This is a genomic window from Streptomyces sp. NPDC058221, from assembly GCF_042882365.1.
In the GTDB taxonomy this organism is placed as follows: domain Bacteria; phylum Actinomycetota; class Actinomycetes; order Streptomycetales; family Streptomycetaceae; genus Streptomyces.
In genome coordinates this window covers 79390-105810 of sequence record NZ_JBHVWF010000008.1, presented here as the reverse complement: position 1 = coordinate 105810, position 26421 = coordinate 79390, and the positions used below count along the sequence as shown (strand labels likewise).

The 26421-nt window shown below is 71.7% G+C and carries 21 protein-coding genes; 8 read left to right on the top strand and 13 right to left on the bottom strand.

The genetic code is table 11. From position 1 onward, the window contains the following. Positions 1 to 76 precede the first annotated feature (76 nt). The 5 genes from ACFVW8_RS05010 to ACFVW8_RS04990 form a co-directional block, all read right to left on the bottom strand. The gene (locus ACFVW8_RS05010; protein WP_389686185.1) at positions 77 to 499 is read right to left on the bottom strand and encodes a universal stress protein; all 423 of its coding nucleotides are present in this window, start codon (positions 497 to 499) and stop codon (positions 77 to 79) included. A gap of 113 nt (positions 500 to 612) precedes the next feature. Continuing rightward, entirely contained in the window at positions 613 to 1266 is a 654-nt protein-coding gene (locus ACFVW8_RS05005) for an FMN reductase (protein WP_389686184.1), read from the bottom strand. After that, positions 1245 to 2354 carry an LLM class flavin-dependent oxidoreductase gene (locus ACFVW8_RS05000; RefSeq protein WP_389686183.1) on the bottom strand — a complete coding sequence of 370 codons (1110 nt, stop codon included), beginning with the start codon at positions 2352 to 2354 and terminating at the stop codon, positions 1245 to 1247. Before ACFVW8_RS05000 ends, ACFVW8_RS05005 begins: the two co-directional genes overlap by 22 nt. A gap of 154 nt (positions 2355 to 2508) precedes the next feature. Then, on the bottom strand, positions 2509 to 4332 hold the full coding sequence (locus ACFVW8_RS04995; protein ID WP_389686182.1) for an alkyl/aryl-sulfatase: 1824 nt from the start codon (positions 4330 to 4332) through the stop codon (positions 2509 to 2511). Between the two features lie 69 nt (positions 4333 to 4401). Beyond that, a complete protein-coding gene (locus ACFVW8_RS04990) occupies positions 4402 to 4761 on the bottom strand; it encodes a winged helix-turn-helix transcriptional regulator (RefSeq protein ID WP_389686181.1) in 360 nt (119 codons plus the stop codon). 76 nt (positions 4762 to 4837) lie between these two features. Between ACFVW8_RS04990 and ACFVW8_RS04985 the strand changes: the two genes are divergently transcribed. From ACFVW8_RS04985 to trpS, 4 genes are all read left to right on the top strand, one after another. After that, positions 4838 to 5728, top strand: a complete 891-nt coding sequence (locus ACFVW8_RS04985; protein ID WP_389686180.1) for an NAD(P)-dependent oxidoreductase — start codon at positions 4838 to 4840, stop codon at positions 5726 to 5728. Positions 5729 to 5818: 90 nt separating this feature from the next. Beyond that, the gene (locus tag ACFVW8_RS04980) at positions 5819 to 6298 is read left to right on the top strand and encodes a hypothetical protein (RefSeq protein WP_389686179.1); all 480 of its coding nucleotides are present in this window, start codon (positions 5819 to 5821) and stop codon (positions 6296 to 6298) included. 53 nt (positions 6299 to 6351) lie between these two features. Next, complete coding sequence (locus tag ACFVW8_RS04975; protein ID WP_389686178.1) at positions 6352 to 6489, top strand: hypothetical protein; 138 nt, start codon at positions 6352 to 6354, stop codon at positions 6487 to 6489. 373 nt (positions 6490 to 6862) lie between these two features. After that, positions 6863 to 7909: a tryptophan--tRNA ligase gene (gene trpS, locus ACFVW8_RS04970; RefSeq protein ID WP_389686177.1), complete on the top strand. Its 1047-nt coding sequence runs from the start codon at positions 6863 to 6865 to the stop codon at positions 7907 to 7909. A gap of 12 nt (positions 7910 to 7921) precedes the next feature. Here the strand turns inward: trpS and ACFVW8_RS04965 are convergent, their stop codons facing one another. The 4 genes from ACFVW8_RS04965 to ACFVW8_RS04950 all read right to left on the bottom strand — a co-directional run bounded on the left by ACFVW8_RS04965 (position 7922) and on the right by ACFVW8_RS04950 (position 18085). Beyond that, the gene (locus ACFVW8_RS04965) at positions 7922 to 9916 is read right to left on the bottom strand and encodes an NAD-binding protein (RefSeq protein ID WP_389686176.1); all 1995 of its coding nucleotides are present in this window, start codon (positions 9914 to 9916) and stop codon (positions 7922 to 7924) included. Between the two features lie 37 nt (positions 9917 to 9953). After that, positions 9954 to 14912, bottom strand: coding sequence for a DNA repair ATPase (locus ACFVW8_RS04960; protein WP_389686175.1), 4959 nt, complete (start codon positions 14910 to 14912; stop codon positions 9954 to 9956). 274 nt (positions 14913 to 15186) lie between these two features. Then, on the bottom strand, positions 15187 to 17286 hold the full coding sequence (locus ACFVW8_RS04955; RefSeq protein ID WP_389686174.1) for a flotillin family protein: 2100 nt from the start codon (positions 17284 to 17286) through the stop codon (positions 15187 to 15189). A gap of 139 nt (positions 17287 to 17425) precedes the next feature. Next, positions 17426 to 18085: a hypothetical protein gene (locus tag ACFVW8_RS04950; RefSeq protein WP_389686173.1), complete on the bottom strand. Its 660-nt coding sequence runs from the start codon at positions 18083 to 18085 to the stop codon at positions 17426 to 17428. Between the two features lie 306 nt (positions 18086 to 18391). Here ACFVW8_RS04950 and ACFVW8_RS04945 point away from each other — a divergent pair, with 306 nt between their 5' ends. Continuing rightward, complete coding sequence (locus tag ACFVW8_RS04945) at positions 18392 to 19477, top strand: PucR family transcriptional regulator (protein WP_389686172.1); 1086 nt, start codon at positions 18392 to 18394, stop codon at positions 19475 to 19477. A gap of 198 nt (positions 19478 to 19675) precedes the next feature. Further along, positions 19676 to 21172, top strand: a complete 1497-nt coding sequence (locus tag ACFVW8_RS04940; protein ID WP_389686171.1) for an MFS transporter — start codon at positions 19676 to 19678, stop codon at positions 21170 to 21172. A gap of 9 nt (positions 21173 to 21181) precedes the next feature. Here ACFVW8_RS04940 and ACFVW8_RS04935 read toward each other — a convergent pair whose 3' ends face one another. After that, the gene (locus ACFVW8_RS04935; protein WP_389686170.1) at positions 21182 to 21709 is read right to left on the bottom strand and encodes a nitroreductase family deazaflavin-dependent oxidoreductase; all 528 of its coding nucleotides are present in this window, start codon (positions 21707 to 21709) and stop codon (positions 21182 to 21184) included. A gap of 128 nt (positions 21710 to 21837) precedes the next feature. Between ACFVW8_RS04935 and ACFVW8_RS04930 the strand changes: the two genes are divergently transcribed. Further along, positions 21838 to 22404, top strand: coding sequence for a MarR family winged helix-turn-helix transcriptional regulator (locus tag ACFVW8_RS04930; RefSeq protein ID WP_389686169.1), 567 nt, complete (start codon positions 21838 to 21840; stop codon positions 22402 to 22404). 80 nt (positions 22405 to 22484) lie between these two features. Here the strand turns inward: ACFVW8_RS04930 and ACFVW8_RS04925 are convergent, their stop codons facing one another. Together ACFVW8_RS04925 and ACFVW8_RS04920 are read right to left on the bottom strand one after the other, a co-directional pair. Then, positions 22485 to 23744 carry a cation:proton antiporter gene (locus ACFVW8_RS04925; RefSeq protein ID WP_389686168.1) on the bottom strand — a complete coding sequence of 420 codons (1260 nt, stop codon included), beginning with the start codon at positions 23742 to 23744 and terminating at the stop codon, positions 22485 to 22487. A gap of 2 nt (positions 23745 to 23746) precedes the next feature. Further along, entirely contained in the window at positions 23747 to 24217 is a 471-nt protein-coding gene (locus ACFVW8_RS04920; RefSeq protein WP_389686167.1) for a cation:proton antiporter regulatory subunit, read from the bottom strand. 204 nt (positions 24218 to 24421) lie between these two features. On the opposite strand from ACFVW8_RS04920, the gene ACFVW8_RS04915 reads away from it, so the two are divergent. Beyond that, positions 24422 to 24817 (top strand): nitroreductase/quinone reductase family protein, encoded by a 396-nt coding sequence (locus tag ACFVW8_RS04915; protein WP_389686166.1) that lies wholly within the window; start codon positions 24422 to 24424, stop codon positions 24815 to 24817. A 99-nt stretch (positions 24818 to 24916) separates the two neighbouring features. Here the strand turns inward: ACFVW8_RS04915 and ACFVW8_RS04910 are convergent, their stop codons facing one another. After that, on the bottom strand, positions 24917 to 26374 hold the full coding sequence (locus ACFVW8_RS04910; RefSeq protein WP_389686165.1) for a flotillin family protein: 1458 nt from the start codon (positions 26372 to 26374) through the stop codon (positions 24917 to 24919). Positions 26375 to 26421: the final 47 nt, after the last annotated feature.

Genomic DNA, 26421 nt, shown 5'->3' with positions numbered 1-26421 from the left:
GGCGCTGTGACGGCACCGGGGCGGGCCCGCGCGTTCTGCGCACGGGCCCGCCCCGGTGTTGTCCGTTCCCGCCCCGTCAGCCGCGCACCACGGTCACCGGGCACGGTGCGTGCTGGGTGACGTGGAGGCTGACCGAGCCGAGCAGGGTGGCCTTGAAGCCGCTGAACCCGCGCGCGCCCACGACCAGCAGGCTCGCGCCCTCGGCCCGGTCCAGCAGGGACTGCGCCGGGTTGCCGATCACCACGACCTTGGTGACCGCGGCGGCACCCGCCGCACCGAGGGCCTCCTCCAGCGCCTCGGTGAGCGAGACGGTGGCCAGGGCCTGCGGATCGAAGTCCTCCGGCAGCCCCGGCATCATGGACGCCCAGCTGGTGGCGGGGTACTCCCAGCTGTTGACGGCCTCGACCGTGTCACCGGTCAGCTCCCCCTGGCGTACGGCCCAGTGCAGTGCCTTGATCGACGACTCGGAGCCGTCGACGCCCACCACGATCCTGCCCATCTCTGCCTCCAGCTCGGTTCGGCTCGCTGCGCGGGTGCGCTGTGCGGGTCCCCGACGGCACACCCTCCCGCACAACTGTAGTTAAATCGGATGAAACCACAGCCCCGGGGTGGTCAGACGGACCGGAGTCCGGCCAGCTGCTGCTCGAACGGGATCACGTCGTCGTCGAGGCCGAGCGTCCTGGACGCTCCGGAGACGGCCCGGCCGCCGGTGACCGCGGTCGCCAGCTCGCCGCCCGCCCGCCGGATCCGGGCCGGCAGGCCGTCGGCGTACTCGTCGCCCGACGACCCCCAGTCCTCCGACGCCGCGTACACCGACGTCGGCAGCGTGACGGCCCGCAGATAGGCGAAGAGCGGACGCATCGCGTGCTCCAGCACCAGCGAGTGCCGGGCGGTGCCGCCGGTCGCGGCGACGACGACGGGCTTCCCGGTCAGCGCGGTGTTCTCGACCAGGTCGAAGAACGACTTGAAGAGCCCGCTGTAGGAGGCGGTGAAGACCGGGCTGACGGCGATCAGCCCGTCCGAGCCCGTCACCGCGCCGATCGCTTCCTCCAGCGTGGCCGAGGGGAATCCGGTGACCAGGTGGTTGGCGATGTCGACGGCCAGGTCGCGCAGCTCGATCAGCCGGACGTCGACCGGGCGGTCCTGCTCGGCCTCCAGCCGCTCCCGGGCGGCCCCGGCCAGCCGCTCGGCCAGCAGCCGGGTCGAGGACGGGCTGCTCAGCCCGGCCGAGACGGCGACGATCCTCAGCGGTTCGGTGGCGAACACGGTGTCAGCTCTCCTTCGCGGGCGGCGACGACGGCCGGGTGCAGGGGCGCGGACTCGGGGACCCCGGCCGGCCGCAGGGCGGCGAACTCCTTGCGCAGCACCGGTACGACCTCCTCGCCGAGGATGTCGAGCTGCTCCAGGACCGTCTTCAGCGGCAGTCCCGCGTGGTCCATCAGGAAGAGCTGGCGCTGGTAGTCGCCGACGGAGTCCCGGAACGACAGGGTCCGCTCGATGACCTCCTGCGGGGAGCCGACGGTCAGCGGCGTCTGCTGGGTGAAGTCCTCCATCGAGGGCCCGTGTCCGTAGACCGGCGCGTTGTCGAAGTACGGGCGGAACTCCCGTACGGCGTCCTGGGAGTTCTTCCGCATGAACACCTGGCCGCCGAGCCCGACGATGGCCTGTTCGGCGGTGCCGTGCCCGTAGTGGGCGTAGCGCTGCCGGTAGAGGCTCACCATCTTCTTCGTGTGCTCGATGGGCCAGAAGATGTTGTTGTGGAAGAAGCCGTCGCCGTAGTACGCGGCCTGCTCGGCGATCTCCGGGGAGCGGATGGATCCGTGCCAGACGAACGGCGGTACGCCGTCCAGCGGGCGTGGGGTCGCGGTGAAGGACTGCAGCGGCGTACGGAACTTCCCCTCCCAGTCGACGACCTCCTCGCGCCACAGCTTGTGCAGCAGGGCGTAGTTCTCGACGGCGAGCGGCATGCCCTGGCGGATGTCCTTGCCGAACCACGGGTAGACCGGTCCGGTGTTGCCGCGGCCCATCATCAGGTCGACGCGGCCGTCGGCGAGGTGCTGGAGCGTGGCGTAGTCCTCGGCGATCTTCACCGGGTCGTTGGTGGTGATCAGGGTGGTCGAGGTGGACAGGATGATGCGTTCGGTGCGGGCGGCGATGTAGCCGAGCGTGGTGGTCGGCGAGGACGGGACGAACGGCGGGTTGTGGTGCTCGCCGGTCGCGAAGACGTCGAGGCCGACCTCCTCGGCCTTCCGTGCGATGGCGACGGTGGCCTTGATCCGCTCGTGCTCGCTCGGTGTCGTACCGGTGGTCGGGTCGGTGGTGACGTCCCCGACGGTGAAGATCCCGAACTGCATGGCGCCCGCCTCCAGAGTATTGGTTGAACGTTGAACTATATGAACACACCCTACAACGGGGCACCCCCCTTCCCTATTCCGCCCGCGGTGCGGTCCCGGCGGCCGGGCCGGCCGGCACCTCGGGAGGTACCGGCCGGCCGCGGAGCGGTGCTGCCTACGGGGTGACGACGGGGAACGAGGTGTCGGCCTCGGCCAGCAGCGAGAACAGCGTGGTGAGCGCCGTCGGATCACCCTCGGTCCCGATGCCGTCGAGACCGCGCCCGGCGAACACGCCGAGCAGCTGGGGCTTGGTGAGGGTGAGGGTGAGGTCCGCCGGGGTGCGGGCCGGTGAGGCGTCGGTGGTGGAGCGCCGGGTCAGCGCCCCGTTGCGCAGGGTGAGGCGGTGGCGGGCGCGCAGATCCGTGACGTCCAGATCGATGACCAGCTCGTGGTCCCAGGCGCGCGGTCCGTCGACCCGTACCGCGATCGAGTCGACGAGCTGCTCGACGGTGAGCGCCATCGCCACCTCGGGGTTCGCGGCGTCCAGCAGAATGGTGCCCGCGCCCTCCTCCAGCTCCTTGGCGCCCATCAGGTAGAAGTTGCGCCAGGTGCCGTTCTCCGCACCGTGTCCGAGCCCGCGGTAGACGGCCGCCAGGTCGGAGCGGGCCCGCCGGTGGCCGTCGTCGGCGAAGACCACATGGTTCAGGAGCGTCGCCGCGAAGCGCGGATCGCCCTGTTCCGCGTACCGGGCCGCCTTGGCCACCACCTCGTCGGCACCGCCCATGCACGCCACGTACCGCTTCGCCGCCTCGACCGGCGGGTGCTCCCAGAGGTGTGCCGGATTGCCGTCGAACCAGCCGAGGTAGCGCTGGTAGATCGCCTTCACGTTGTGGCTGAGCGAACCGTAGTAGCCGCGCGCGTGCCAGGAGTTCTCCAGCGCGGGCGGCAGCTTGATCTCCTCCGCGATCTCGGGCCCCGTCAGCCCGGCGTTGAGCAGCCGAAGCGTCTGGTCGTGCATGTACGCGTACAGATCGCGCTGGGCCGCCAGGAACGACACCACGTTCTCGCCGCCCCAGGTCGGCCAGTGGTGCGAGGCGAAGGCGACGTCCATGGTGTCGCCGAACAGCTCGATCGCCTCGTCCAGGTAGTGCGACCAGATCCGCGCGTCGCGGACGACCGCGCCGCGCAGCGTCAGGATGTTGTGCATGTTGTGCGTGGCGTTCTCGGCCAGGCACAGCGCGCGGCGGTCGGGGAAGAGGAAGTTCATCTCGGCCGGGGCCTCGGTGCCCGGCGTGATCTGGAAGACGATCCGTACCCCGTCGACCGTCTCCTGCTGGCCCGTACGGGTGATGTCGACCGTCGGCGGGATCAGCGTGATCGTCCCGGTGGAGGTGGTCATGCCGAGACCGGCGCTCAGCTGTCCGTCGGGCGCCTTGTCGATCCGGTCGCCGTACATGTACATCGCGCGCCGGGTCATGGCGTTGCCCGCGTACACGTTCTCGCTGACCGCGTGCTCCAGGAAGCCGGCGGGGGCCAGGATCGGTACCCCCTCCTCCTCGCCCTTGGCCAGCACCCCGCGCGAGCCGCCGAAGTGGTCGCCGTGCGAGTGCGTGTAGATCAGCCCGGTGACGCCCCGGTCCCCGCGCTCGCGCCGGTACAGGGCGAGCGCGGCGGCGGCGGTCTCGGCGGAGAGCAGCGGATCGATGACGATGACGCCGGTGTCGCCCTCGACCAGCGTCATGTTCGACAGGTCGAGCCCGCGCACCTGGTAGATGCCCTCGGCCACCTCGTACAGCCCCTGCCGCGAACAGAGCTGTGCCTGCCGCCAGAGGCTGGGGTGCGCGGTGTCCGGGCAGTCGCCGTCCAGAAAGGCGTACGCGTCGTTGTCCCAGACGACGCGTCCGTCCCCGCCCTTCACCACGGCGGGTTCGAGTGCGGCGACGAAGCCGCGGTCGGCGTTCTCGAAGTCGGTCTTGTCATGGAACGGGAGATCGCTCATGACAACTCACTAGAACGCAGCCGGATCGAATGCGCATTTCGTTGTGGGCGACCACGCCCACAAGGCGGATCAGGACGGTCCGGCGGTGCCTTCGGCATGCGGCGCTTCCCCGCCGAGCAGATGCTCCCGGCCCCACGCCCCGAGCGGGGCCAGTGCCGCGTTCAGAGAGGTGCCGAGCGGGGTGAGGCCGTACGTGACGCGGCGTACCGCCCCCTCGAACGCCTCCTCGCGGAAGACGATGTCCGCCGTCTCCAGCTCCCGCAGGTGTGAGGCGAGGACCTTCTCGGTGACGCCGGGGATCGCGCGCCGCAGCTCACCGAACCGGCAGGGCTCGACGTCCAGCGCCCACAGGATGAGCACCTTCCACTTGCCACCCACCACGTCGATCGCCGCGTCGATGCCGCACACGTAGCCGTCTCGCCGGGTCACCCACTGAGTTTAAGGTAACCACCCACAAAATAGTGCGTACTTGATCGCGTTCCGGGCGGATACGAACCTGTTGGACATGGATCACCACAGCACGTCGAAGACCCCCGTCACCCTCCTCGGCCTCGGTGACATGGGCACCGCTCTCGCCCGTGCCTATCTGGCCGCCGGGCACCCGCTGACCGTCTGGAACCGCACACCGGGGAAGGCGGAAGCCCTGGTCCGCGAGGGCGCCCGCACGGCGGACACCGCAGCCGGTGCGGTTTCCGTGGCCACCGGCCCCGTCCTGCTCTGTCTGCTGGACGACGCCTCCGTCGACGAGGTCCTGGCCGGCGCCGAGCTGAACGGCAAGGACCTCGTCAACCTGACCACCGGCACCCCGGCCCGGGCCCGGGAACGGGCGCGCCGGTCCGGTGAGCGCGGGGCCCGCCTCCTGGACGGCGGGATCATGGCCGTTCCCCCGATGATCGGCCGGCCGGAGACCGGCGGATACGTCTTCTACAGCGGCGACCGCGAGCTGTTCGAACGCCACCGCGAGATGCTGGAGGTGCCCGCCGGGGCGATGTTCGTCGGCGGCGACCCCGGCCATGCGGCGCTGTACGACGTCGCGCTGCTCAGCGCGATGACCGGCATGTTCGCGGGCATCGCCCACGCCTTCGCCCTGGTGAACGAGGAGAAGGACCTGGACCGCCCCCGGTTCGCCCGCCTGCTCACCGACTGGCTCGGCGCCATGGCCGGATCCGGCCTGGGAATGGCCGCCCAGCTGGAGAGCGGCGACTACACGGAAGGCGTCGTCTCCAACCTCGCCATGATGACGGCGGGCAACCGCACCCTCCTGGACACGGCGGCGGACCAGTCGGTCGACCCCAGGCTGCTCACCCCCTACATGGAGCTGATGCGGCAGCGGGTGGCCCAGGGGCACGGCGACGAGGGCCTGGCGGGGACGGTCGGGCTGCTCGGGACCGGGTGAGGGGCGCGCCGGCGCTCTGTCGCATCAGCGGTTCCGTGTCCCCCGTGCGGGCGATAGTCAGATGAGGACTTTCGAAGTACTTTCAAAGTCATGAGCACCAAAAGCGCTGCCGTGAACTTCTCCGAGTTGGTGAACAAGAACAAGCAGACCCTCGCCAGACTCGATGAGTCACCACGGCTGCTGTTGCACCGCAGAGACGGCGAGGACCTGGTCCTCACCACCGCGGCTCGGTCCGAACAGGACCGGAGTGTGGTGTCGGCCGCCACGCGGATACTTGCCGCCATGGCCCGCAGAGAGCCCGGCAGTACGGAACTCCTCCTCGACATACTGCCGGACGCGTTCCCCTGGGTCCGGTTTCTTCCCGAGCCCGATGTCCATGCCTTCGCTGTGGAACTGGTCGACACCATGCGCGCCGCCGACTCGATCGGCAACAGTGCTTCCGTCGCCCAGATGCTCACCGCGTGGCAGCACACCGCCGAGGTCCATTCGGACCCGGAACTGCTGGCCGCGCTGACCAGGGACCACGACGCGGACTACGGACAGGTGCCTGATCCGCGGGAGCTGGCGTGACCACGGGGCGTGGTGACAGGGCTGCGCCTCCTGCGCCGGAAGGGCAGTGGGAAGTGCGCTTCGCCGACGCGGCTGCGGCCAAGGGCTGGGAGAGCCTCGGCCGGCAGGCCCGCGGGAACGCCTACCGTGCCTGGATCACCATGCGCACGGTGCGAGACCTGCCGTGGAAGTGCCCAGGCAGCACAGGTTGAAGGGCAGCCTGGCCCACGGAACCCACCGCGGTCAGACGTGCGAGCAGTGGCAGATCGAGGTGACCGGCGGCGGCCGTGTCTGGTACCTCATCGACACTGCCGCCGACACGTGCTGGATCACCTTTGCGAGCACAGGGCACCCGCGGGCCACCGACCGCTGATGAGCGCGGACCGCCGCCCGGCCGCTAAGCTCTCCCCATGACCTCCGTACCGTGCCGGAACTGGTGGCGCTCCTCCTAGGAGCGGCCACCTCTTCTGCGCGGGACCAGGGCCGTTCGACAGGACGGCCCTTTTTCTCTGCCCTTTTCCGGTACGGGTTCCCGGCCCGGCGGGCCGTCCTCCACGCACACACCGACGCGAGGAGAGACCACTCATGACCACGACCGCATACGCAGACGCCGGCCCGGCCGCCACCCTGGAGGACCGGATCCGGCAGGACCCCGCCCGGTTCCGGGTGCTGACCGGCGACCGGCCCACCGGCGCGCTCCATCTCGGGCACTACTTCGGCACGCTCCACAACCGGGTGCGGCTCCAGGACCTCGGGGTGGAGATGTTCGTCCTGATCGCCGACTACCAGGTGCTGACCGACCGGGACGTCGCCGAGCGGCTGACCGCGACGACGGAGGGGCTGCTGCTGGACTATCTGGCCGTCGGCATCGACCCGGAACGCGCGGTGATCTTCAACCACAGCGCCGTGCCCGCGCTCAACCAGCTGATGCTGCCCTTCCTCAGCCTGGTCACCGTCGCCGAGCTGGGGCGCAACCCCACGGTCAAGGACGAGATCGCGCACTCCCGGCAGGCCTCCGTCAGCGGTCTGATGTACACCTATCCGGTCCACCAGGCGGCCGACATCCTGTTCTGCAAGGGCAATCTGGTGCCCGTAGGCCAGGACCAGCTGCCCCACCTCGAAGTGACCCGGACCGTCGCACGGCGCTTCAACGAGCGGTACGGACCGGTCTTCCCGGAACCCGAGGCACTGCTCTCCGCCGCCCCGCTGCTGCTCGGCACGGACGGCACCAAGATGAGCAAGAGCCGCGCCAACTCCATCGCGCTGAGCGCCGGTGCCGACGAGACCGCGCGGCTGGTCAAGGGCGCGAGAACGGATGCCGACCGCCACATCACGTACGACCCCGAGGGGCGGCCCGGGGTGTCCGGTCTCCTGCTGCTGGCCGCCCTCTGTCTCGGCCGCGGCCCGCACGAGGTGGCCGAGGAGATCGGTGGCGGAGGCGCGGCGGCCCTGAAGCGGACCGTGACCGATGCGGTCAACACCCGGCTGGCCCCGATGCGGGCCCGCCGGGCCGAGTACGCCGAGGACCTGGGGTACGTACGGTCGGTGCTGCGGGCCGGCAACGAGCGCGCCAACGCCGTCGCCGACGCGACGCTGGCACAGGTGCGGGAGGTGATGGGGGCGATCGGCTAGCCGTGTCGGGGCTCAGCGGCGGGCCAACGAGCCCTGTCCGCGCAGCAGTTCGGCAAGTCCCCGCCGGGTGGCGGCGATGACCACCCGGTCGGTGGGCTGGAGTACGTAGCCGGGGTGCAGGTTCCAGACGAGGCCGCCGGGCTGGTCCGTGCCGGTGCCGGGTGTCTGCGGGGGAGGCGCCGGCGTGGTCAGGTCCGGGCGGCGGTCGGCGGGCGGGGCGACGTCCAGGGCGAGGACGCGCCAGGCGCCGGAGCGAAACGCCTGCTCCACCGTTTGGCCCTCCAGCTGCGGATGCCCGGCCACCTCGATCGCGGCGAACAGCATCACCTTCCGCTCGACCGGCACCGCGCCCAGGATCTGCCGGCCCATCATGGCGACCGCGAACGAGGGTGCGGCCAGATGGGAGACCGAGCGGGAGCGGGTCAGCGCCTGCGGGTGGGCGGTGCGCAGCGTGCGGTAGACGGCGGTGGCGAACTCGTCGTCGAACAGCCGCAGCGTCACCCGCAGGGTCGGCTTGACCGAGCGGGCGTACAGCGCGGCCTCCAGATTGGTGGTGTCGATGCTGGTCAGGGCGAGCAGCGCGCGGGAGCGCCGGATCTTCGCCGCCTCCAGCACGCCCTCCTGCGTGACGTCCCCGATGACCACCGGTACGTGCAGCCGCCGGGCCACCGGGATGCCGCGGGCGTCCGGGTCGTCCTCCACGCACACCACGGGGATGCCGAGTTCGCGCAGCCGCACGAGGACACGGGTGCCGATCTTGCCGAGGCCCAGCAGCACCACGTGTCCGGACAGGCCGCGCGGCGGGCGGCGCAGCGACGAGGCGGTGCGCAGTGAGCCGAAGGCTTCCAGGACCCCCGCCACCAGCAGGGGAAGCAGCATCAACCCGGCGACGCCCGAGAGGATTTGGATGATCTGACGGGCGGTCGGGTCGCCGATCGCGGGGTCGCCCATCGCGAACAGGTCGAGCAGGGTCAGATACGCGGCGTGCAGCGGCTTGTCCCCGGTGGTGAACGAGGACGCGACCGCCAGGGCGATGACGGCCAGGCCGACTCCCAGCGCGGACCAGCGCAGCCGGCGCGAGAAGAACTGGCTCAGCGGCGCGCTCCGGCCGCCCATCCGGGGCGTGTCGGAGGCCTGGACGCTCTGGCTGACGGCCTCCAGGACGACGGTTCCGCGCCCGGTCGCGGCGGCCACCTCGGCCTGGTCGGGCAGCAGCCGGGGGCCCTCGTCGCCGCTGCTGTCGGAGCCCTCGGTGCCCGCCGGGTCATGGGTGGTGGAGGAGAGCAGGGCCAGTGTGCACAGGCCGGGGTCGGCGAGCCGGCCGCCCTGGGGCGGGGTGCGTTCCGCGGCCCGCAGGAGCAGGCCCTCCGCCTGGATCACCTTGCTGGACCCGGAGAGCGCGGTCGCCGCGAGGGCGGGTGCGGCGGTGTCGGCGTCGGACAGGACCGTGGTGGAGGCGTCCAGCGCGGTCTGGTCGAGGCCCGGCGACGCGACGGCGGCCGCCTGGTCGAGCAGGGTCTCCAGGTGCTGGCCGAGCTTGCGGTTGTAGAGCCGGATCACCAGCCGGAGCCGGGGGTTGATGCGGCGGGCGGTCAGCGCGGCGCGGATGTTGCGCTCGTCGTCGTCGTAGACGAGGGCGAGGGCGGCCGCCGTGTCGACACCGGCTTCCTCGAACGCCTCGTCGGAGGGCTCCGAGGCCTGCAGGATGCGCACCGCCTCCACACCGGCGTTGGTGTCGCTGTCGCCGTTCCCGCCGCCGCCGTTGCGGTTCATCGCCGAGGACATCCGGCCGAACAGCGCGGCCGCCCTGCCGCGCCCGGTCAGCGGCAGCTCCGGCCGTCTCGCGTCAGGTCCGGGCGGCAGGACGAGAGTGACCCGTTCCCCGTAGACGTAGCGCAGTTCGACGGCGAGCCGCTGGGCGAGCGCGTCGTCGCCGCAGACGACCATATGGCCGGAGAACGGGGAGCGTTGGGGCTGCTGCGGAAGAGGAGACACATGTCCCAGCATGCCTTGCTCCCCCTCCGGTCGCTGCTCGCCGCCGCTGTCAGTGGTCCTCGGGTGTCCCGGACAACGGCCGGGCGAGGAGGTGGCGTGGGTCCGCCGCCCGGCTGATCGCCGATTCGACCGCCGCGATCCGGTCCGCGAGGAGGCCGAGCGCGGCCACCGCACGGGTCACCGGGTCGCCGTCCGGGCCGCCGAGCGACTGGGTGCGGACGTACGAGGCGGTGACGGCGGCCCAGCGGGCGGCCTGCTCCGGACCGAGCGTCCCGCGCAGTGCGCCGAGCTTCAGCAGCGCGGCCTCCGCACCCGTGGTGAGCGTCTGGGCCTCGCCCGCGTAGTGGTCATCGACGACGGCGGAGAGCTCGGCGTCGTTCATCACCGGCACGATCCGCTCGGCGATCCGGTTCATGTTGCGGTACGAGCCCTGGAGCCGGAACGGCGGTTCGGTACGCGTCGCGTCGGTCTGCCCGGCCGAGGTGATGTACGCGGCGTTGACCGCGAGTACGGTGTCGCGTGCCGTGAGCAGGTGCCGCAGCACGGCGACGATGCGGTCCACCTCGGCGGGCGCGTAGGGGTGTTCCAGCCGGTCCGTGCCGGAGGCGGGGGCCGTGCCCGCGGCGAGCCGCAGCAGCAGCGTGAGGTCCTCGCGCGAGCGCCCGGCGAGCGGGGCCAGCACCGGGTTGGCGGTCAGCGCGTTCTCCACGAAGCTCAGCGCGAAGACGTCCTCCCGGCCGCTCAGCACCTCGCCGAGATTCCACACGTCGGCCCGGTTGGCGAGCATGTCGGGGATCCGGAACTGCTCCCCGGACTCGGTGTACGGGTTGCCCGCCATGCACACCGCGAACCGCTTGCCCCGCAGGTCGTAGCTGCGCGGCTCGCCGTCCCGCACCCCTTCGACGCGGCGGGTGGCGTCGCAGAGCGGGATGAACTTCTGGAGCAGCTCGGGTGAGGTGTGCTGGATGTCGTCGAGGTAGAGCAGGGTGTTGTTGCCGGCCTCCAGCGCGAAGTTGATCTTCTCGATCTCCTGGCGGGCGGTCGCGCTGCGGGCCTGGGCCGGGTCCAGCGACGTCACGTCGTGGCCCAGGTTGGGCCCGCTGACCTTGACGAGGACCAGGCCGAGCCGGTCGGCGACGTACTCCATGAGCGTCGTCTTGCCGTAGCCGGGCGGCGACACGAGCAGCAGCAGGCCCTGCGAGTCGGTGCGGCGGTCGGCGTCGGCGGTGCCGAGCTGCTTGGCGAGGCTGTCGCCGATCAGCGGCAGGTACACCTCGTCGAGCAGCCGGTTGCGGACGAACGCGGACATCACGCGCGGCCGGTGGTCGTCCAGCCGCAGCCTGCCGCGCTCCGCGTCGGCCAGCGCGGTGCGCTGCCGCTGGTAGGCACGGAAGCCGGGCACGGTGGTCGTGCGGAACTCCTCGGTACGGGAGAGGAATTCATCGATTCGCAGCGTCATCCGGCCCCCGTCGATCCGCGGGTGCACGCCGAGGAGACCGTCCACGGTCGCGGTGAGCGGCGCGTCGCCCCCGTAGCGCGGGACGGCCGGTTCCGGGCAGAGCTCCACGGCGACGGCCTCCGCGAGATCACCCGCGTCCAGCTCCGCGCCGCTCGCGCGGGAGTACGAGGTGAGCCACCCCTCGACGAGCTGGCGGCGGGCCGGCAGGTCGTCCCGGAGGGCGGACAGATCCTCGTCGTACGCCGAAGTGCCCGCCGTACGACGGAACTTGTCCAGGAGGGCGCGAACCGCGGTGCTGGTGACGAACCCCTCGGGCCCGCTCGTCAGCTCCTCGAAGAGATACGAGGCGACGGCGCGTGAGTCCTCGCCGCCGATGGCGCCGGCCCACTCCTCCTGGAGCGCGGCGACGGCCGGGGCGAGCCCGAAGGTGTCGCGGGCGCGGGCCAGCGAGCGGGCCCGGCGCGTCCAGGAGGCCCGGCGGGCGTCGTCCGCCCCGTGCGCCCAGAAGAGCTGGGCGGCGGCCCGGACCGCGGGCGGGCAGCGCAGGAGACCGGCCCCGGCGTGCAGCCGGAGCAGAGCGGTCAGGATCACGGTGGCGTCCTCGTCGTGGACGCCGCGCTGATACCCCTCGTCGTACGCGGCGGCGGCCGACTCCCGTACGAGGGAGGCACGTTCAGCCGGTGCAAGAGCGGCCAGCCGGTCCGCTCCCTGCTCGGCCAGCAGGCGCGCGGCCAGGTGCTCGCCGCGGTAGACGGACGGGGACTCGGACGGCAGCTGCTGGTCCCAGTACGGGCGGGTCTCCCGGAAGGCCGGATCGGTGACCGGCATCCGGTAGTCGGTCCCGGTGACGGCGAACGCGAGCCCGTCCCCCTGCGGGACCAGCGTCAGGTCGAACGGCTGGGTGTTCACCGCGAACCGGTGCCGGCCCAGCCGGATGGTGGCGCCGCCGTCCGCGTACAGCTCGCTGCGGTCGCGCAGCGCACGTCCGGCCTCCTGGCGGGCGGCGAGCAGCCGGCCGTCCAGCTCCTCGGCCCTGACCGTGTCGCCGAGTTCACGCAGCTCATCGGCGGTGCTGCGGACCTTGGCGACCATCGGGTCGGAGGCGAAGTAGGTGTGGACCGCGTCCGTGTCGGGCAGTGCGGCGCTCCGGCGGGAGACCGTGTCCAGCACCCGGCCGGCGGACTGCGCGAGGCGTTCGGTCCGGCGGGCGAGAGCGTCCTGGAGGGTCTGCCTGCGGGCCGAGAAGGCCTCGTACACCTCCGTCCGCCGCTCACCTAGCGCGGTCAGGAAATCGTCGAACTCGGCGAACCGCGCCTCCAGGTTCTCCAGCTGGAGCAGCAGCCGCGCCAGCTGCTCGTCGCAGGCGTCCGGGGTGGAGGCGGCGGCCAGGGCCCCCGTCACCGCCTGGCCCAGCAGCGCGAACTCGGCGGCGAACTCGGCCCGGCCCTCGTGGTCGAGGAGTTCGCGGCGGCGGGCTTCGAGCGTCGCGCGGGCCCGGTTCACCCCGCCGAGCACCTCGGCGATCCGCTCCAGGATCGACGTACGGACCACGCTGTCACCGATGTCGAGCCCGGCGACGACGTCCGTGACGGTGCTCAGCCCGTCCGTCATCCCCGCCAGCCGGTCGCCGAGAGCGGCGGCGTCGGAGACGGTGGCGAGCGCGGCCGCCTCCTCGGTGAGGCGGGCGATGTCGTCGTGGTAGCCGGCGAACGCGTCCTCCCTGGCCAGGAACGCGACCGCGCGGCGGCCGGCCGATGCGAGGTCGTCGGCGGTGGCGGCGGCGAGTTCCGCGATCCGCTCGGTGTCCGCGTACCGCATCTCGCCGAGCGTGGCCAGATGACCGTGTGCGCCGCGGAGTTCGGTGAGCCGGGTGACCCAGTCGGCGGCGGACTGCGGCGCCTCGCCGCGGACCCGGCGCACCAGTGCGGTGATCCGGTCCGCGCTCTCGTCGAGCGCGTCGGCGGCCTGCCGGGTCAGCTCCTGGACGCCGTCGAACTCCGCCAGCACCTGTTGCGCGGTGTCCCGCAGTGCGGTCAACGGCTCGGCCAGGTCGTCGAGTTCACTGTCCACGAGCCAGTGGTAGCGGTCCGTGGCGCGGCCGCAGTCGGCCACCAGCTGCGCGTAGACGGCGCCGGTCGGGGTGGTCTCACCGGCGCTGTGGGCGAGCGCGAGGCAGTCGGAGATGCCCCGCACCAGGTCGGCGTTGCCGATCCGGGCGAGTGGGCCGGTGCCGGCGGGGCGGGAGGCGGCGTAGGTGTCGGAGACGTACGGCGTCTGCCAGCGCTGGAGGGGGTGCACCCGGGCCGGACCGGCGTCCGGTCCCTCCACCGGGTCCCGCAGGAGTACGAGCGTGCCGTCGTCGAGCAGCGCGTGGCCGCGGCCCTGGAGCGGGGTGGCGACCTCCTGGCGGATCACGTTGTACGGGAGCAGCAGGCTGCGGCCGTCGTCCCGGGAGCGGAAGGCGTAGAGCACGTCCTCGCCGTTGGGGGAGCGGACAGCGCCTTCGAAGGCGGGCTCGGTGAGCGGCTGCGCGATGTCGAAGGTCCTGGCGGCGCCGGTGGTCAGGTAGAAGCCGCCGGGGAAGATGATCCCCTGGTCCTCGGGGAGCCGGTGGCAGGCGGGACCGATGCCGTCCAGGCGTTGCACGGTGCCCAGGAGTGCGTTGTGGACGAGGTGCCGGGCGGCCTCCTCCTTGTACGGGCGGATGCGGAGCAGGGTCAGCGGGCCGAGCTCCGCGTACGCGACCTCGGCGTCGGCGAGCGACTGGAGCGGTTCGGTGACCGGCTCCTGGTAGATCCCGTCCGGGGTGTCCGTGTCGTTGACCGTCTTGACGGTGAGAGTGCCGCCGAGGGTGTCGACGAACAGCCGCGCGTCGGCGCGGCCGCCCGTGCCGCCGACGGCGATGTGCGGGTGCCGGCCGGGGATGTGGGACTCGCGTCCGGCGACGGTCCAGGTGAAGTCGTGCGAGGGCGGGAACACATGGTCGCGGTCGCCGCGTGCGTCGAGGAACGCGCCGGGTGATCCGTCCGCGTCGAGCGCCCAGCGCAGGACGCGGATGTCCTCGGCGCTCTCGCCCGTCCGGAAGACGGCCAGGAGCCGGCTGTCGGTACGGCGCAGCCGCAGCAGGCGGGCGTCGCGGTAGTAGCGGTGCAGGCCGTTGAACTCGCGTACGAAGGCGGCGTCGTCGAGGAGGTGCGGTTGCGGGTGTGGGTGCTGTTGCCGGGTGCCGGGGGTGAGGTCGGCGGTGTACAGCGCGAGTACGTCGTCGACGGCCGGTTCGCCGCTCCGGCCGGGGCCTCGCTCGAAGCCGAAGAGCAGGCTGCCGCCGACCGCGACGAGGTCGCGGGGGGTGGAGGGCTGCTCGGTATGGATCCGCTCGCTGCCGAGCAGCCGCAGGCCGGTGGAGCCGAACTCCTCGGTACGGCGGTCGTTGAGGGCCTCGGCCCGGCGGGTGAGCTCCGCGGCCTGGGCGGCGAGCCGCCGGCGCAGCACGTCGTAGGCGCCGGCCTCCACGGGGCCGCCCGGGGGCGGCGGGTTTTCGGTCTCCATGCGGGGCGGCTCCTTACGCTGAACGAACTGTGGCCCACGGCCGACGGGTTGTCCTCAATCGCCGGACGGGCTTGATTGGCCAGCCCGTTTGGCTCGGGTTGCGCGTGGTCCGGGCTGTCCTCAATCGCCGGACGGGCTTGAAGTGGCCGTGCCACCTTGAAGTGGCTGGACGGGAAGCGGAGTTGGTCCGGGCTAACTCCAGCCTGTCCGGCAACCCCCAGCCCGTCCGGCGATTGAGGACGGACCTGGCTCCGGGGACCCGGAGCCCGCGGGGCTACGCCACCGGCGTGCCGTTGCGGGCCGCAGGCGCCGCCCCGTTCAGCGGGGCGTCCGCGAGGCCCAGGGCGCGCGCGTGCTCCAGAAGCTCGCGGACCTGGTCCGCACCCGCACCGCCCCCCGCCGCCCCCATCATCCGCATCAGCAGCGCCGACACCGTCAGATTCTGCACATCACCCGTCGACACCGACCCCAGCACCCGGGTCAGATCGTCCGTGAACGACGACGTGCCGTTCAGCCACGGCCCGGCAAGGGCCTTCGCCGTGTCCGAGTTCTCGACGAAGCCGTCGACGCTCTTGCCCATCGAGATGGACGAGACCAGCCGGTCGAAGAAGACCGACTCCCCGCCGACGATGTCGATGTCGGCGTTCTCCAGCCCCGCGGCCACGATCGTCGCCTGCGCCTCGGCCACCTGCCGCTGCACGTCGAGACCGGCGAGCCGGACCTCCTTCTCCGCCTCAAGACGCAGCCGGTACTCCTCGTGCCCGCGCGACGCGTCGTCCAGCGCCGCCATCGCGGCCGCCTTGTCCGTGAGCCCGGCCGCCTCGGCCTTCAGCTTCTCGCCGATCATCGCAGCGTCGGCGCTCGCCTGGGCCTGCGTACCCTCCGCCGTCGCCAGCGCCTTGAGCCTGGAGCCCTCCGCCTCGGCCCGGAGCCGGGCGGACGTGGCCTCGGCCTCGGCCAGGCCGGTCTTCTCGATGACCTCCGCCGCCGCGTCCCGTACCTGGACGTCCGCCAGACCCGGTGCGGCCGACTCCGCCTGGACTCCCTCGGCCAGCCGCAGCTTCGCGCGGGCGTCCAGGTCCGCGCTCTTCAGCCGGGCCTCGGCGAGCGTCAGCTGCTCGGCCGCCCGGTGCGTGGCCGAGGCCTCGGCGGCCTCCGCGGCCTTGATGTCCTTGACCAGCTGCTCCTGGGCCTCCGCCTCGGCGGCGATGATCACGGACTTACGGGTGCGCTCGGACTCCTCGACCGACCGGAGCGTCTTGATGGACTCCTCCTGCTCGGCGACCGTACGGTCCACCGCGATCCGTTCGCGGATCACGTCGGCGACCTCCCGGCGCTCGGCCTCGACCTCCTTCGTCGCGGCGATCCGGTTCAGCTCGGTCTGCCGCTCGCGCCCGATGACCTCGATCATCCGGTCCTTCTCGATGCGCTCGTTCTCCACGGCGATGACGCGCTCGCGGTTCTTCTGCGCGACGGCGATCTCCCGCGCCTGGTTCTCCCGCTGGATGCCCAGCTGCTCCTCGGTCCTGATGAACGCGCCCTGTGCGCCCAGGCGTTCCTCCTCCTGGACCCGGGCGGTCGCCGCCTCCTCGCGGGCCCGCAGGCTCTCGACCTCGCGGCGCTGCTTGATCTCGGCCTCGGACTGCCGGCGCTCCAGCTCCAGGATGGTCTCCCGGGCGTCGACGTCCTGCCGGGTGATCTCCTTCTGCTCGGTGCGCTGGAACTCGTTGGTCCGCACGTGCTCGATCGCGGTCAGCTCGGTGATCTTCCGAATGCCCTGCGCGTCAAGGATGTTGGCGCCGTCGAGCTGCACCATCGGGGTCTGCTCGAGGAAGTCGATCGCGGCGTCGTCCAGGTGGTAGCCGTTGAGGTCGGTGCCGATGACGCGGATGATCCGGTCCCGGAACTCCTCGCGCTTGGTGTACAGATCGACGAAGTCGAGCTGCTTGCCGACGGTCTTCAGCGCCTCGGAGAACTTCGCGGCGAAGAACTCCTGGATCGCCGTCTTGTCGCTGGCGCGCTCCGTCCCGATGGCCTGGGCGACCTTGATGACGTCCTCGACGGTCTTGTTGACCCGGACGAAGAACGTGATGTGGATGTCGGCGCGGATGTTGTCCTGGCAGATCAGGCCCTCCCGTCCGGTGCGCCGGATCTCGATGGTCTTCACCGAGATGTCCATGGACTCGGCCTTGTGCAGCACCGGCAGGACGACGGCACCGGTGAAGGTCACATCGACCTTCTTGGTCTTGGAGATGATCAGGGCCTTGCCCTGTTCGACCTTGCGGAAGAGCCGGGTGACGATCAGCAGCAGGGCGACGGCGATGAGCAGGACCACGGCGATGAGCAGGCCGAGGCCCAAGGAGATGGCTTCCATGACAGTCCTTGGCGGCTGGTGGTGCGGAGCATGAGAGGTGGCGGGGCGTGCGCGGCTCAGCGCCCCGGCGGGCGGGACGGGCAGCGCGGACCGGCAGCACGGACGGGCCGGGCTGCGCGGTACAGGAGCCGGGTGGTGCTCAGACGGTGTGGCCGGGGGCCGTTCGCCGCTGCGTGGGCAGCGCCTGCGGCGGTCCCGGGTCGAGCGCCTTGTCGTACGGCGAGACCCAGAAGAACTCGCCCGCGTCGTCGTACGCGTACAGCAGGGCCGAACTCCCGGCGGTCAGCTCCGCGTCGTCCGGGCGCAACTGCCGTACCTGGACGATCGCGGTGGACCCGTCTGCGGCGGCGACCTCGGCCTGGCCGAAGTCCGGACCGACCGAGCCGGTACGGACCGTGCAGACCCGGCCCAGGAAGTCCTGGCGGGATGGCGGAGGCTGGTCCGGGAAGTAGCGGCGGAAGTGGTGCACGAGCACCCGCACCACGGCCCAGGAGATCAGCAGCGCGCCGGCGAGGATGCCGGCGGCGAGCGCGGCCCGTGGGATGCCGGTGACGGCGGTGCGGTGCAGCAGGACCGAACCGGTCAGCGAGATGAACCAGGCGACGGTCACCATCAGGGACACCGAGACGGTGACCGGCACACCGCCGACCCCGGCCATGTCGGCGTCGAGGTCCGCGTCGAAGGAGTGGTGGTCCGCCGCGCCGGCCAGGACGAGCAGCCAGAAGCCGATCACGACGACGAGTGCGGCGGCGAAGAGAACGGCCGGGAAGGACAACGTCGCTGTCAGGAACTCCCGCATCGGTCCCACCCCCTGGCGTCCCGCCGACAGCACTGCCGGCGCCTGCGCGCGGTCCGGTGGTGACCTGGGCGCGGGGGGGGCGCCGACCGCGCCCCCGCAGCAGCCGGGCCTTCCCCCGTCCCCCGTAGCACCCCCGTGTTTCCCCCGTGGTCCCCCGGTTGGTGCTGACAGGATCGTGTCATCCGGGGCCGGGACATCGCATTGCCGGATTACGGCAATCTTTCTCCACCCTTGATGCCGGGCACCGGCACCGGACCGTATGCGTTGGGTAAATGTCAGCAACGAAACAGAAGTGGGGGCGTACGCGTGCCGGAGCCGGAGATTCCCGACAGCTTTCTGGAGGGCTATGCCGAGATCCTGGGCGAGGTCGCCGTTACCGGCCGTCGGCTCACCCGGGAGGAGTTGGAGGTGCGCCGCGGCCTCGGCCGGCATGCAGCCGAGGCCGGCCACCAGCTGCGCGCCCTGGTCAGGATGCATCTGGCCGAGACGCGCACCGCTTGGCCGGGCACGGCCCCCGGCGCCACGGCGGCCGCCACCGCCGCGTCCACCGAGTCCGTGCTGTCCGCGGTGGAGCAGGCGGTCGACGCGTTCGCCGAGGGCTTCGAGCGGGCACAGCGGCTGACGGTGCGGCGGGAGGAGGCGGCCCGCCGGGAGTTCATCGACGATCTGCTCTACGGGCGCAGCGATCTGGGCCGGCTCGCCGAGCGCGCCACGCGTTTCGGGCTGCGGCTCTCCCGCGCCCACGCGGTGGCGGTGGCCTCGGGCCCGGAGGCGTACACCGAGACGGATGCCGTGCCGCGCCATGTGGAGTCGGCGCTGCTGGCCCGGTTCAGCGGCCGCAAGATCCTCATCACGACGAAGGACGGCCGGCTGATCTGCATCGCGCCGGGCAGCCAGCCCGACGTCCTGCGGTACTTCGCCAAGCAGGCGCACGCCGCGACGGACGGCGGCCGGGTCGCCGTCGGCCGCGCCCACCGGGGCCCCGGCGGTGTGGTCCAGTCGTACGACGAGGCGCTCGACGCGCTCGATCTGGCCGACCGGATGGATCTGGACGATCCGGTGCTGTACTCGGCCGATCTGCTGGTGTACCCCGTGCTGACCCGGGACCGGCAGGCGATGGCCGATCTGGTGCGCAGCGAGCTGGGCCCGCTCCAGCAGGCGCGGGGCGGGGCGGAGCCGTTGCTCAAGACGCTCTCCGTGTACTTCGACTCGGGATGTGTCGCGGCCGAGACGGCACGCCGGCTGACGCTGAGCGTGCGCGCCCTCACCTACCGGCTGGAGCGGATCCACCAGCTGACCGGCTCCGACCCCTCGGACCCGATGCACCGCTACACCCTCCAGACCGCGGTGATCGGGGCCCGGCTGCTGGACTGGCCGGCGAAAGAGGTCTGAGCCGCACGGACCGCCCGCCCTCCGGCGCACGCTGCGCGCCGCCCGCCCTCACCTCGCCCCCGGACCGCGGCTGCCGGTTCCCGGCAGGACCGGCAGGACCGGCACCGCGACGCTCCCCGCATGCGGCGATGCCGACCTCCGCTTAGCGTGATCACTCGGGGGATTCCGGCGGTGTGCGCAACGAGGGAGATCCGCACCATGGCCCGACATTCGCGTCAGCCACGGGAATCGGCCGGGGACGGGGAGGGGCGCGGCCCGTCCCACCGGTGGTGGGTGCTGGGGGTGATCGGGCTCGCCCAGCTGATGGTGGTGCTCGACGCGACCATCGTGAACATCGCACTGCCCTCCGCCCAGCAGGACCTCGGCTTCAGCGACGGAAACCGCCAGTGGATCGTGACGGCGTACGCCCTCGCCTTCGGTTCGCTGCTGCTGCTCGGCGGCCGGATCGCCGACCTGGTGGGCCGTCGGGTGGTGTTCCTGACCGGTCTGGTCGGCTTCGCGGTCGCCTCGGCGATCGGCGGCGCCGCCCCGAGCTTCGAGATCCTGGTGCTGGCCCGCGCCCTGCAGGGAATGTTCGGCGCGCTGCTGGCTCCGGCCGCGCTCTCCCTGCTCACCACGACGTTCACCGTCCCGAAGGAACGGGCGAAGGCCTTCGGCATCTACGGGGCCATCGCGGGCGCCGGCGGCGCGGTGGGACTGCTGCTGGGCGGGGTGCTCACCGAGTACCTGGACTGGCGCTGGTGCCTGTACGTGAACCTGATCTTCGCCTTCTTCGCCTTCGTCGGCGGCTGGCGGCTGCTCACCGCGGGCCGTCCGGCAGACCGCCCGAAGCTCGACATCCCGGGGACCCTGCTGGTCTCGGCCGGACTCTTCTGCATCGTGTACGGGTTCTCCACCGCCGAGACGCACGCGTGGAGTTCGCCGCAGACCTGGGGGTTCCTGGTGGCGGGCGCGGTGCTCGTGGCGGCGTTCGCCTGGTGGCAGACCAGGGCCGCGCATCCGCTGCTTCCGCTGCGGGTGGTGCTGGACCGGGACCGCGCGGCGTCGTTCCTCGCGATGTTCATCTCCGGCGGCGGCATGTTCGGCGTCTTCCTGTTCCTCACGTACTACCTGCAGAAGAGCCTGCTCTACTCACCGATCTCCACGGGGCTCGCCTTCCTGCCGATGGTCGTTCTCATGATCGTGACCTCCGTGATCACGACCAACGTGCTGGTGCCGCGGTTCGGTGCCAAACCGATCGTGCCGCTCGGCATGGGTATCGCGGCGGTCGCCATGATGTGGCTGACCAGGCTGGACATGGACAGCACCTACTTCGCCCATGTGCTGCCCCCGCTGATCTGCCTGGGGTTCGGGCTCGGCATGGTCTTCGCCACCGCGATGAACCTGGCCACCGCCGGGGTCGGGCCCCGGGACGCCGGAGTGGCCTCAGCGATGGTCAACACCAGCCAGCAGGTGGGCGGTTCCATCGGTACGGCGCTGCTGAACACCCTCGCCACCAGCGCGGCCACGAGCTATCTGGTCGGCCGCCGCCCGACCCCCGGGGTCGTCGCCCGGGCCCAGCTGGAGAGCTACTCGACCGCGTACTGGTGGTCCGCCGGCTTCTTCGCCGTCGGACTGCTGGTCACCGTGATCCTCTACCGGCCGGGCGCGCCGCACCCGCACCCGGTGGAGGAACCCGAACCGGTACGGGCCTGACGGCCGCGTTCAGCGGTCGGCCCCGGTGGCCGGGGCGCCCTCCGTCAGGCGTACGAAGGGGATGGACTCGCCCACCGTCCGGTAGCCGTCCGCGCTGCCGTCCACCGCGAACCCCATGTACGCGCAGAGCCGGCGCGCGACCCTCGGATGGCGGGGCGCGTACCGCATCATCAGCTCGCCGCCCTCCTCGGCGGGCAGCTCGGACGCCGTCACCGCGTGGAAGCGGCGGCCCACCTGCACGGTGGCCTGCGGCGTACGTTTCAGATTGCGGTACCAGTCGGCGGCCGGCCCGAATCCGGACGCCACCGTCCAGCTCCGCCGGCCGTCGACCGTCGCCGACTCGACCACCTCGACGGCGGTCAGGCGCGACTGCCCCGAGGAGCGTCCGGTGTGGACGAGGAGCAGCAGGCGTCCCCGGAACAGCGGGCCGAGCCCGGCCCGGAACATGTGGACGGGCAGCCGGAGAGCGGTACGCCGCCAGCCGGCCGGCGAGGCAGGCCGTCGGGGCCCGGGCGAAGCTGCGGATCGATGTGTCACTGTGCAAATTTTGCACAATCCAAACATCTCCGCCACCATGTGCGCCCCTTTGATCCGCATCCCGGGCCGAGACCTGTGAGATTTCGTCCGGGATTCGAGTAAGGCCGTCAGGCACGGTACAAAGGGGCATGGCCGCGCACGAACAGGCATCTGAGGAACGACCGTCCGCGGAACGACCGTCCGCCCCGGGCAGGGACGACGTCGACGCGGTGACGCGGGCGGTGCTCACGGCGTCGAGACTCCTGGTGGCCGTCTCCGCGCGGTCGCTGGCCGCCGTCGAGGACAGGGTGACACTGCCGCAGTTCCGGCTGCTCGTGGTGCTGGCCACGCACGGGGACGCCAAGCTCGTCTCGCTGGCCGAACGGCTGGGCGTGAACCCGTCGACCGCGATGCGCATGCTGGACCGGCTGATCGTCGCCGGTCTGGCCGAACGGCAGGTCAACCCGGCCAACCGCCGGGAGACGGCGCTGCGGGTGACCCCCGAGGGGCTCCAGCTGGTCGAGGACGTCACGGCCGGCCGTCGCCGGGAGGTCGCCGCGATCGTCGAACGCCTCGCCCCGGAGCAGCGGTCCGCGCTGATCGAGGCGCTGACGGCGTTCACGGCGGCGGGCGGCGAGCCGGCCGTGCCCGGGGGCGGTTCGGACGCGTATCCGCTGGGCTGGGCGCCCGAACTGCCCGCCCCCCACGACATCTGACGGCCGCGGGAGGCGGGGCCGTGTTCAGGGCCTCTCGTGTGGATCATGCCGGGCTCGCGGGCTGATCCGAACGAATGCCCTTAGTTGACGGACCCGAGCTCTTCCTGCGCGGCAGGGGCCTTCGGCGCGGGCACCTCCATGGCGGGAAGCGCGCCGCCGGTGCCGCCGGACGGTCCGTTCTCCTTGCCGCGCCACTTCTGGATCAGTTCGACGGCGGGCTGGGTCCAGCGCGCGGTGAGCGGGCCGACGATGACCAGGATCAGGACGTACGCGGTGGCGATGGGGCCGATGCGGGGCTCGGTCGCCACGGCCAGACCGGCGATGACGATGGAGAACTCGCCGCGGGCGACGAGCGTGCCGCCCGCCCGCCAGCGGCCGCGCGAGCCGATGCCGGCCCGCCGGGCGGCGTACCAGCCGGTGGCGATCTTGGTGAAGACCGTGACGATGGCCAGCAGCGCGGCCGGGAGCAGCACCGGCGGGATCTCCGCGGGATTGGTGGAGAGCCCGAAGAACACGAAGAAGATGGCGGCGAAGAGGTCCCGCAGCGGGGTCAGCAGCTTGCGCGCACCCTCCGCGACCTCTCCGGAGAGTGCGATGCCGACCAGGAACGCGCCGACGGCCGCCGAGACCTGGAGTTGCTGGGCGACCCCGGCGACCAGGACGGTCAGTCCGAGCACGACGAGCAGCAGCAGCTCGGGATTGTCGGAGGACACGGCCCGGCTGATCAGCCGGCCGTGCCGCAGCGCGAGGTAGAGCACGAAGCCGACGGTGCCGAGTGCGATGAGCAGCGCGATGCTGCCGCCGGCCAAGCCCACGCCCGCGAGCATCGCGGTGAGCAGCGGCAGATAGACGGCCATCGACAGGTCCTCGATGACGAGGACCCCGAGGATGACGGGTGTCTCCCTGTTGCCGAGCCGGCCCAGGTCGGCGAGGACCTTGGCGATCACTCCGGACGAGGAGATCCAGGTGACACCGGCCAGGGCCACGGCCCCGACCGGACCCCAGCCGAGCAGCAGTGCCGCGACGGCCCCCGGGGTCGCGTTGAGCACGAAGTCCACGGCGCCGGACGGGTACTGGGTCTTGAGACTGGTGACGAGTTCGGAGGCGCTGTATTCGAGCCCCAGCAGGAGCAGCAGCAGGATGACGCCGATCTCGGCGCCGACGGCGGTGAACTCCTCGCTCGCGCCGAGCGGCAGCAGCCCTCCGTCGCCGAAGGCGAGTCCGGCCAGCAGATAGAGGGGGATCGAGGAGAGGCCTATTCGGCCGGCGAACCGGCCGATGATGCCGAGCCCCAGAATGACGGAGCCGAACTCCACCAGCAGTGCGGTCGTGTCGTGCACGGTCAGCCCTCCGCAATAATCTCGGAGAGCGTGTCCACGCCCTCGCGCGTACCGACGGCGACGAGCGTGTCCCCGATGGCCAGCCGGAAGTCCGGTCCGGGTGACGGATGCGCGCTGTGGGTGCGCAGCACCGCCACGATGGAGGCCCCGGTCCGGGTCCGTGCCCGGGTGTCCCCGAGCAGCCGGCCGCCGTACGGGGAGCGCGCCCCGAGCGGTATGTGCTCGGTGACCAGGTCGATTCCCTCGGTCCTTACGGCGTCGATCGGCGCGGCGTCGATGAGGTGCGCGAGGCCGGTGGCCTCCTGTGGGGTCAGGGGTACGGAGAGTCGGCACGAATCAGGATCGTCCTGGTCGTAGAAGCCGATGAACCGGCGTCCGTCATGGTGCACGACGACGGAGATGTGCTGGCCCGACTCGGTGGTGTAGTCGTACTGCACTCCGACTCCGGGCAGCGTGGTGCGGTGGGTTCCCATGGCTTCCTCCCGAGGAGCGGCGTGTGTGTCGATGTCTCTTGGCGATCTCTTTAGACCCGCATTACCTTATCCGGACTTTCCGCCGCCCCCTCGGGACCGGCCTGAGGGATAAGACACGCCTCTAGGGGCTGTCCCGCCCTTAGGCTCGCGGCGACAGCCGTCGACGGCTGCCCGCACACCGTCAACGGTCGAAAGGGGTCATATATGCCGCGCTTTCGGGAGTTCAGATTCAGGGCGGTCACCTCGCTCCAGCGGCATGTCGTCAATCCGCTCTCGCGGAGGATGCCGGCCCAGATCCTGCTGGAGACGACGGGCCGCACCTCCGGGCGCCCGCGCCGCACCCCGGTCGGCGGCCGCCGCACCGGCCAGGAGTTCTGGCTCGTCTCGGAGTTCGGCGAGAAGTCCCAGTACATCCGCAATATCCGGGCCGACGACCGGGTCCGGGTGCGGATCAAGGGCCGCTGGCACCGGGGCACCGCGCACCCGCTGCCGGACGACGACGCCCACGCCCGGCTCAGGACCCTGCCCGCGTACAACAGCGCGGTGGTGCGGGTGATGGGGACGGACCTGCTGTCGGTGCGGGTGGATCTCACCGACTGAGCGGGGTGCCGGACGCGCGCGTGCCCGCACATGCACGTGCCCGGACGGTACGGAAACCGGCCGGGCACGTGGGGACGTCGCCGCTGCGGCGCCGGACGGTCAGTCCGTGACGTCGATCCTGCCGTTCTGCGCGGCGGCCGGTGCGGCCTCGGTGCCCTGGGCGGGCAGCTCGGACGAACCGGTCTTCGCGTTCGCGCCCTTGAGGTTCTTCAGCAGGGCGCCGAGGTCGACACCCGTCGTGGAGTTGAGGAGCTCCATCCCCTGGGCGACGTTGTCCGCGACGGTGCGCGACAGCTGGCTCGCGCCGTCCGTCGAGATCACGGTCATCTTGTCGATGGCGCTCATCGGCTCGGCCGCCTTGGCGACGACCTGCGGAAGCACCTCGACGAGCATCTGGAGCACGGCCGCGTCGCCGTACTGCGCGAAGGCGTCCGCCTTCTTCTGCATGGCCTCGGCCTCGGCCGAACCCCGCGCGGCGATGGCGGCGCCCTCGGCCTCACCCTCGATCCGTACGGCCTCGGCGAGCGCGGAACGGTGCAGCTTCTCACCCTCACCGGTCAGCCTGGAACGCTCGGCGTCCGCCTCGGCCTCCTTGACCTGGGCGATACGGCGGGCCTCGGCCTCCTGCTCGGCCTGGTAACGGGCGGCGTCGGCGGGCTTGCGGACCTTCGTGTCGAGCTCGCGGTCGGTCAGCGCGGCCTGCCGCTGGGCGACCTTCTCCTGCTCCTGGAGGACCTCCTGCTGGCGGGCGGCGTCGGCGAGCGGACCCGCGGCGTTCGCCTTGGCGGCGGCCGCTTCCGTCTCGGCCTTGATCTCGGCCTGCTTGAGGTAGAAGGTCCGCTCGGCGATGGCGATCTCCTCGGCGGCCTTCAGCCGGGCCTGCTCCGAGGCACGACGGGCGATCGCCTCGGCGATGTCCGCCTCCTGCTTGGCGCGGGCGGCCTCGGGGCGGCCGAGGTCCTCCAGGTAGGAGCCCTCGGTGGTGATGTCCTGGATCTGGAAGGCATCCAGGATCAGACCCTGCCCGGACAGGCTGGCCTCGGCCTCCTCCGCCACCTGGCCGGCGAACGCGGCCCGGTCGCGGATGATGTCCTCGACCGACATCCGGCCCACGATGGCGCGCAGGGCGCCCGAGAGCACTTCCTGCGTGAAGCCGACGATGCCGTCCTGCTGCTGCAGGAAACGCTGGGCGGCTGCCCGGATGGCGTCCTCGCTGCCGCCGACCTTGACGATCGCGACACCTTCGAGGTGGGACTTCACCCCGCGCAGGGTGACGGCCCCGCGCACGGCGATCGGGATGTGCCGGCTGGAGAGGTCAAGGGTGAACTTCTGCTGGACGAACGGCACGACGAAGACCCCGCCGCCGACGACGACCTTCTGGCCGCTGTTGTCGATGCTGGCCTGCCCGGTCACCGGGTCGACGGACTTCTTGCCGCGGCGGCCGGTGATGATGAACGCCTCGCTGGGCCCGGCGACCTTGTAGCGGGTGATGACCACGAGGGCCAGGAGCACGACGAGTACGACGACTCCGATGACTGCGATCAGGACTGGACTCATAAGGGTGTCCCCCTCTGCCTCCCGACGGGGACGGCAGTTCTGTTGCG